The organism is Silvania sp. (assembly GCF_051656365.1).
Classification (GTDB): Bacteria; Pseudomonadota; Gammaproteobacteria; order Enterobacterales; family Enterobacteriaceae; genus Enterobacter; species Enterobacter hatchlandensis.
In genome coordinates, this window is sequence record NZ_JBOGBT010000047.1 from 20,888 (window position 1) to 27,935 (window position 7,048).

Annotated in this window: 5 protein-coding genes and 1 riboswitch; of the genes, 4 read left to right on the plus strand and 1 reads right to left on the minus strand. The window is 58.6% G+C overall.

Going from position 1 to position 7,048, the window contains the following annotated elements; genetic code table 11:
- Window positions 1–24 precede the first annotated feature (24 nt).
- Genes ACRDD5_RS10385 through hldE form a run of 3 tightly spaced genes read left to right on the plus strand, consistent with a single transcriptional unit; the run spans window position 25 to window position 5,674 of the window.
- On the plus strand, window positions 25–1,326 hold the full coding sequence (locus tag ACRDD5_RS10385) for a CYTH domain-containing protein (RefSeq protein WP_438676708.1): 1,302 nt from the start codon (window positions 25–27) through the stop codon (window positions 1,324–1,326).
- Window positions 1,327–1,347: 21 nt separating this feature from the next.
- Window positions 1,348–4,203: a bifunctional [glutamate--ammonia ligase]-adenylyl-L-tyrosine phosphorylase/[glutamate--ammonia-ligase] adenylyltransferase gene (gene glnE, locus ACRDD5_RS10390; RefSeq protein WP_438676709.1), complete on the plus strand. Its 2,856-nt coding sequence runs from the start codon at window positions 1,348–1,350 to the stop codon at window positions 4,201–4,203.
- Window positions 4,204–4,243: 40 nt separating this feature from the next.
- Window positions 4,244–5,674 (plus strand): bifunctional D-glycero-beta-D-manno-heptose-7-phosphate kinase/D-glycero-beta-D-manno-heptose 1-phosphate adenylyltransferase HldE, encoded by a 1,431-nt coding sequence (gene hldE / locus ACRDD5_RS10395; RefSeq protein ID WP_271284511.1) that lies wholly within the window; start codon window positions 4,244–4,246, stop codon window positions 5,672–5,674.
- Between the two features lie 38 nt (window positions 5,675–5,712).
- On the opposite strand, the gene ubiK is transcribed toward hldE, so the two are convergent.
- Complete coding sequence (ubiK, locus tag ACRDD5_RS10400) at window positions 5,713–6,009, minus strand: ubiquinone biosynthesis accessory factor UbiK (RefSeq protein WP_271284512.1); 297 nt, start codon at window positions 6,007–6,009, stop codon at window positions 5,713–5,715.
- A 120-nt stretch (window positions 6,010–6,129) separates the two neighbouring features.
- A riboswitch (FMN riboswitch) is annotated at window positions 6,130–6,280 on the plus strand.
- A 104-nt stretch (window positions 6,281–6,384) separates the two neighbouring features.
- Here ubiK and ribB point away from each other — a divergent pair.
- Window positions 6,385–7,038: a 3,4-dihydroxy-2-butanone-4-phosphate synthase gene (ribB, locus tag ACRDD5_RS10405; RefSeq protein WP_271284513.1), complete on the plus strand. Its 654-nt coding sequence runs from the start codon at window positions 6,385–6,387 to the stop codon at window positions 7,036–7,038.
- Window positions 7,039–7,048: the final 10 nt, after the last annotated feature.

Consider the following 7,048-nt stretch of genomic DNA (forward strand, 5'->3'; position numbering starts at 1 on the left):
AGCTGCAATCAAAAGAACAAGGCTATGGCTCAGGAAATCGAATTAAAATTTATCGTTGAAAGCGACAGCGTTGACGCGCTGAAAAACCATCTGCATCAGCTGTCAGGTGAACATCACGAGCCGGTACAGTTGCTCAACATCTATTACGAAACGCAGGACTTCTGGCTGCGCCGTCATGATATGGGGCTGCGCATTCGGGGCGTTGACGGGCGTTACGAGATGACCATGAAAATCGCCGGCCGTGTGGTCGGCGGCCTGCATCAACGCCCGGAATATAATATCGACATCAGCCAGCCACAGCTTGAGCTGGCGCGCTTCCCGACGGAAGTCTGGCCGGAAGGCGAGCTGCCTGCGACGCTGGCAGACGATGTCCAGCCGCTGTTCAGCACCGATTTCTGGCGCGAGAAGTGGTTGGTGACCGAAGGCAACAGCCGGATTGAAATCGCCCTCGATCGGGGTGAGGTCAAAGCGGGTGAGTTCCAGGAGTCTATTTGCGAACTGGAGCTGGAGCTGCTGGAAGGCCATGCCGATGACGTATTGAAGCTGGCGCGCAAGCTGGTTACCCAGTCCGGCCTGCGCCAGGGCAGCCTGAGCAAGGCCGCCCGTGGCTATCATCTGGCCCAGGGGAATGCCCCACGCACCCTGAAGCCGACCCAGATTCTGCTCGTCGCGCCGAAATCCTCTGTCGAGCAGGGCTTTGAAGCGGCACTTGAACTGGCGCTGAGCCAGTGGCAGTACCACGAAGAGCTGTGGGTTCGCGGCATGAAAGCGGCAAAAGCCGATGTGCTGGCGGCGATTGCGCTGGTGCGCCACAGCCTGACCCTGTTCGGCGGCATTGTGCCGCGTAAAGCGAGCACTCAGTTACGTGATCTGCTTACTCAGACCGAAACCCTGATGGCCTCCGACGTCTCTGCTGATACGGCGGTCTACAGCTCGCAAACCGCAACGGCGAAACTGGCGCTGACCGAGTTTCTGGTGACCCGCGGCTGGCGTAGCTTCCTGGATGCGAAGGCGCAGGGCAAAATCGACGACTCGTTTAAACGCTTTGCCGATACCCATCTCTCACGTCATGCCGCCGAGCTGAAAACCCTCTTTGGACAACCGCTGGGCGATCAGTACGCCGATCAGCTGATTCGTCTGGCACGCAACGTTGACAGCATGCTACTGCTGTCAGGTGCCTATGATGGCGCTGCGGCTCGCGCGTGGCTGGAAAACTGGCAAGGGTTGCAGCATGCCATCAAGACCCGCCAGCGTATTGAAATTGAGCATTTCCGCAACGAGGCCATTTCGCAGGAGCCATTCTGGCTGCACAGCGGAAAACGTTAACGCAGGCAAGGAACCCTTAAGATGCCGCTTTCTTCACAGTTACAGCAGCAGTGGCAGACGGTGTGTGAACGTCTGCCGGACGCATTGCCCGCCGCGTCATTGAGCGAGCAGGCGCAGCAGATGTTGACCTTCAGCGACTTCGTGCAGGAGAGCGTCACCGCTCATCCTGAGTGGCTGGCGGAGCTTGACGCCTCGCCACCCCAGGCGGACGAATGGCAGCACTATGCCCGGTGGCTCAACGATGCGCTGGTGGATGTTGGCGATGAAGCGGCGCTGATGCGCGTGCTGCGCCAGTTCCGCCGCCGGGTGATGGTACGCATCGCCTGGGCGCAGGCGCTGATGCTGGTCAGTGAAGAGAGCACCTTGCAGCAGCTCAGCCACCTTGCTGAAACCCTGATTGTCACTGCCCGCGACTGGCTGTACGCCGCCTGCTGTCGTGAGTGGGGCACGCCGTGCAGCGACGAGGGCACTCCGCAGCCGCTGCTGATCTTAGGGATGGGCAAGCTCGGCGGTGGCGAGCTGAATTTCTCCTCGGATATCGATCTGATCTTTGCCTGGCCTGAGAAGGGCGCCACCCGCGGCGGACGTCGCGAGCTGGATAACGCCCAGTTTTTTACCCGGCTGGGACAGCGGCTGATTAAAGCGCTGGATCAGCCGACTCAGGATGGCTTTGTTTATCGCGTGGATATGCGCCTGCGCCCGTTCGGCGACAGCGGTCCGCTGGTATTGAGCTTTGCCGCGCTGGAAGATTATTACCAGGAGCAGGGCCGCGACTGGGAACGCTATGCGATGGTCAAGGCGCGGATCATGGGCGATACCGATGACGTATATGCCAATGAGCTGCGGGCTATGCTGCGGCCGTTCGTGTTCCGCCGCTACATCGATTTCAGCGTGATCCAGTCCCTGCGTAATATGAAGGGCATGATTGCCCGCGAAGTGCGCCGCCGTGGCCTGAAAGACAACATCAAGCTGGGGGCGGGCGGGATCCGCGAGATCGAGTTTATCGTTCAGGTGTTCCAGCTTATTCGTGGCGGACGTGAGCCGTCGCTGCAATCCCGCTCCCTGCTGCCAACGCTGACCGCCATCGCTCAGCTTAACCTGCTGCCGGAAGGGGATGCGCAGATTTTGCGCGAGGCTTACCTCTTTTTGCGTCGGCTGGAAAACCTGCTGCAAAGCATTAATGACGAACAAACCCAGACCCTGCCGGGCGACGATCTCAATCGCGCCCGTCTGGCCTGGGGGATGCGCCTGGCCGACTGGCAGGCGCTGACCGAGGCGCTGGATAGCCATATGGCTGCGGTGCGACGTATTTTCAACGACCTGATCGGCGACGATGAGAGCGAATCTCAGGACGATGAGTTGTCTGAGCACTGGCGCGAGCTGTGGCAGGATGCGCTGCAGGAGGATGACACCACGCCGGTGCTGGCCCATCTCAGCGATGACGACCGCCATCGGGTGGTGGCGCTGATTGCCGATTTCCGCATGGAGCTAAACAAGCGGGCCATTGGCCCACGCGGACGCCAGGTGCTCGATCATCTGATGCCGCATCTGCTCAGCGATGTCTGTTCCCGTGCCGACGCCCCGGTGCCGCTGTCGCGCCTGACTCCGCTGCTGAGCGGCATCATTACCCGCACCACCTATCTGGAACTGTTGAGCGAATTCCCCGGTGCGCTGAAGCACCTGATTTCGCTTTGTGCCGCCTCGCCGATGGTGGCCAGTAAGCTGGCGCGCTATCCGCTTCTGCTGGATGAGCTGCTCGACCCCAACACCCTGTACCAGCCGACGGCGACCGATGCTTACCGGGATGAACTGCGCCAGTATCTGCTGCGCGTGCCGGAAGAGGATGAAGAGCAACAGCTGGAGGCGCTGCGTCAGTTTAAGCAGGCGCAGATGCTGCGCGTGGCGGCTGCCGATATCGCGGAAACCCTGCCGGTAATGAAAGTGAGCGATCACTTAACCTGGCTGGCAGAAGCGATTATCGATGCGGTTGTGCATCAGGCGTGGATGCAGATGGTGGCGCGCTACGGACAACCGAAGCATCTGACCGATCGCGAAGGCCGCGGCTTTGCAGTGGTGGGTTATGGCAAGCTGGGGGGTTGGGAGCTGGGTTACAGCTCCGATCTGGATCTGATTTTCCTTCACGACTGCCCGGTAGACGTGATGACCGACGGTGAGCGTGAAATCGACGGGCGCCAGTTCTACCTGCGCCTCGCCCAGCGCATTATGCATCTGTTCAGCACCCGCACTTCATCCGGCATTCTGTATGAAGTGGATGCCCGGCTGCGTCCGTCCGGAGCGGCAGGGATGTTAGTTACCTCTACCGACTCGTTCGCCGACTATCAGCAGAACGAAGCCTGGACCTGGGAACATCAGGCGCTGGTGCGCGCCCGCGTGGTGTATGGCGATCCGCAGCTGAAAGCCCAGTTCGATACCATACGCCGCGACGTGTTGACCGCCCCGCGCGAGGGTGGGCCTCTGCAAATCGAGGTACGGGAGATGCGTGAAAAAATGCGCGCCCATCTCGGTAACAAGCAAAAGGATCGCTTTGATATCAAAGCCGATGAAGGCGGTATCACCGACATTGAATTTATCACTCAGTATCTGGTGCTGAACCACGCCCACGATAAGCCGAAGCTGACCCGTTGGTCGGATAACGTGCGCATTCTGGAACTGCTGGCGCAAAACGACATTATGGACGAGCACGAAGCGCAGGCGTTAACCCGCGCTTACACCACGCTGCGCGATGAGCTGCACCATCTGGCCCTGCAGGAACAGCCCGGTCATCTACCGCTGAGCTGCTTTGAGCAAGAGCGAGAGCTGGTGCGGGCCTGCTGGCAGAAGTGGCTGGTGGAACCGTGCGTAACAAAACAAGTGTGATATTATCGCGCGCAAATTGTGAATCTTTCTGGAGTCAGGAATGAAAGTAACACTGCCAGAGTTTGAACGTGCTGGAGTTATGGTGGTTGGCGATGTGATGCTGGATCGCTACTGGTATGGGCCGACCAGCCGCATTTCCCCGGAAGCACCGGTCCCGGTGGTGAAGGTGGATACCATTGAAGAGCGCCCTGGCGGCGCGGCAAACGTGGCGATGAACATTGCTTCCCTCGGCGCGCATTCACGCCTGGTGGGGCTGACCGGTATCGACGATGCGGCGCGTGCGTTGAGCAAGACGCTGGCGGATGTGAACGTTAAATGTGACTTCGTCTCCGTGCCGACGCACCCGACCATCACCAAGCTGCGCGTGCTTTCGCGTAACCAGCAGCTGATCCGCCTCGACTTTGAAGAAGGATTTGAGGGCGTTGATCCCGAGCCGCTGCACGAGCGCATCAGCCACGCGCTGAGCAATATTGGCGCGCTGGTACTCTCCGACTACGCGAAAGGGGCGCTGGCGAGCGTCCAGCAGATGATTAAGCTGGCGCGTGATGCAGGTGTTCCGGTGCTGATCGACCCGAAAGGCACCGACTTTGAACGCTATCGCGGAGCAACGCTGCTGACGCCAAACCTGTCTGAGTTTGAAGCGGTGGCCGGCAAATGCAAAACCGAAGAAGAGATTGTCGAGCGCGGCATGAAAATCATCGCCGATTTTGACTTCTCCGCGCTGCTGGTAACCCGCTCCGAGCAGGGGATGACCCTGTTACAGCCGGGTAAAGCGCCACTGCATATGCCAACTCAGGCGCAGGAAGTGTATGACGTCACCGGTGCTGGCGACACGGTAATTGGCGTGCTGGCGGCAACGCTGGCGGCGGGCAACTCCCTGGAAGAGGCCTGCTACTTTGCCAACGCTGCCGCAGGTGTGGTGGTCGGCAAACTCGGTACGTCGACCGTTTCGCCAATCGAACTGGAAAACGCGGTGCGCGGTCGTGCCGATACCGGGTTTGGCGTGATGAGCGAAGCTGAACTGAAAGTGGCGGTAGCTGCTGCGCGCAAGCGTGGTGAAAAAGTGGTGATGACCAACGGCGTATTCGACATTCTGCACGCGGGCCATGTTTCCTATCTGGCCAATGCCCGCAAGCTGGGCGATCGCCTGATTGTAGCCGTCAACAGCGATGCCTCGACCAAACGCCTGAAAGGCGAAACCCGCCCGGTGAACCCGCTTGAGCAGCGTATGATCGTGCTCGGCGCGCTGGAAGCCGTGGACTGGGTCGTCTCGTTTGAGGAAGATACCCCGCAGCGTCTGATTGCCGGGATCCTGCCGGATCTGTTGGTGAAAGGCGGTGACTATAAACCTGAGCAAATCGCAGGCAGCGAAGAGGTGTGGGCCAACGGCGGTGAAGTGATGGTGCTCAACTTTGAGGACGGGTGTTCGACCACCAACATCATTAAGAAGATCCAGAAAGACAATCAATAATTCTGGTGAATAAAAAACGGGCCATCTGGCCCGTTTTTTTAATCCTGCGTATCTACCGGCGGGATTGCAGGTGCCGGTTTAACTTCCTCAACGGCATTGCGGTTTTCCAGCTCGGTCAGACGCTGTTCCAGCAGGGCGATTTTTTCGCGGGTGCGCAGCAGCACCTGAGTCTGCACGTCAAACTCTTCACGGCTCACCAGATCCAGACGCATCAGCTGTGTCTGCAGCACCTGACGGATTTTCTTCTCAACGTCATCACCAAATTCACGCACGCCTTTTGGCATTGATTCATGAACCTGACGGGCAAGTTGTTCAATTTTTTTCGGGTCGATCATCGTAGTTCCCTCAAAGAAAAGGTAATAACGACCATTGTAGCGCGTTACGGGGATCCTTAAACCACAATTGTGTGATGCTTAAGCGTTGCCGAACATAATCATTAGCGTTATAGTGATTTCGCTTATTCTCAGGGCGGGGCGAAATTCCCCACCGGCGGTAAATCAACCTTGTGTTGAAAGCCCGCGAGCGCTTTGGGTGCAAACTCAAAGGTCAGCAGATCCGGTGTAATTCCGGGGCCGACGGTTAAAGTCCGGATGGGAGAGAGTAACGAACCAGTCGGGCGAGGCCCGCTCACGTTATTTTTTTGCCGTACTACGGCGCTCCTAAGACTGCCCTGATTCTGGTAACCATAATTTTAATGAGGTTTTTTTACCATGAATCAGACGCTCCTTTCCTCTTTCGGTACCTCTGCTGACCGTGTTGAACACGCGCTTGCTGCGCTTCGCGAAGGTCGCGGTGTAATGGTGCTTGACGATGAAGACCGTGAAAACGAAGGTGATATGATTTTCGCCGCCGAAACCATGACCGTTGAGCAGATGGCGCTGACCATCCGTCACGGCAGTGGTATTGTCTGCCTGTGTATTACCGAAGATCGCCGCAAACAGCTGGAACTGCCCATGATGGTAGAGAACAACACCAGCGCGTACGGCACCGGTTTTACCGTAACTATCGAAGCCGCCAGCGGCGTAACCACCGGTGTTTCTGCCGCTGACCGCGTCACCACCGTGCGTGCCGCGATTGCCGATGGTGCAAAACCATCTGACCTGAATCGTCCGGGCCACGTGTTCCCGCTGCGCGCGCAGCCGGGCGGCGTTCTGACTCGCGGCGGTCACACCGAAGCGACTATCGACCTGGTCACGCTTGCAGGTTTCAAGCCAGCCGGTGTGCTGTGTGAACTGACCAATGATGATGGCTCTATGGCGCGCGCGCCGGAGTGCATCGAGTTTGCCGGCAAGCACAACATGGCTGTGGTGACGATTGAAGATCTGGTGGCTTACCGCCAGGCGCACGAGCGCAAAGCCAGCTGATAACGAATCA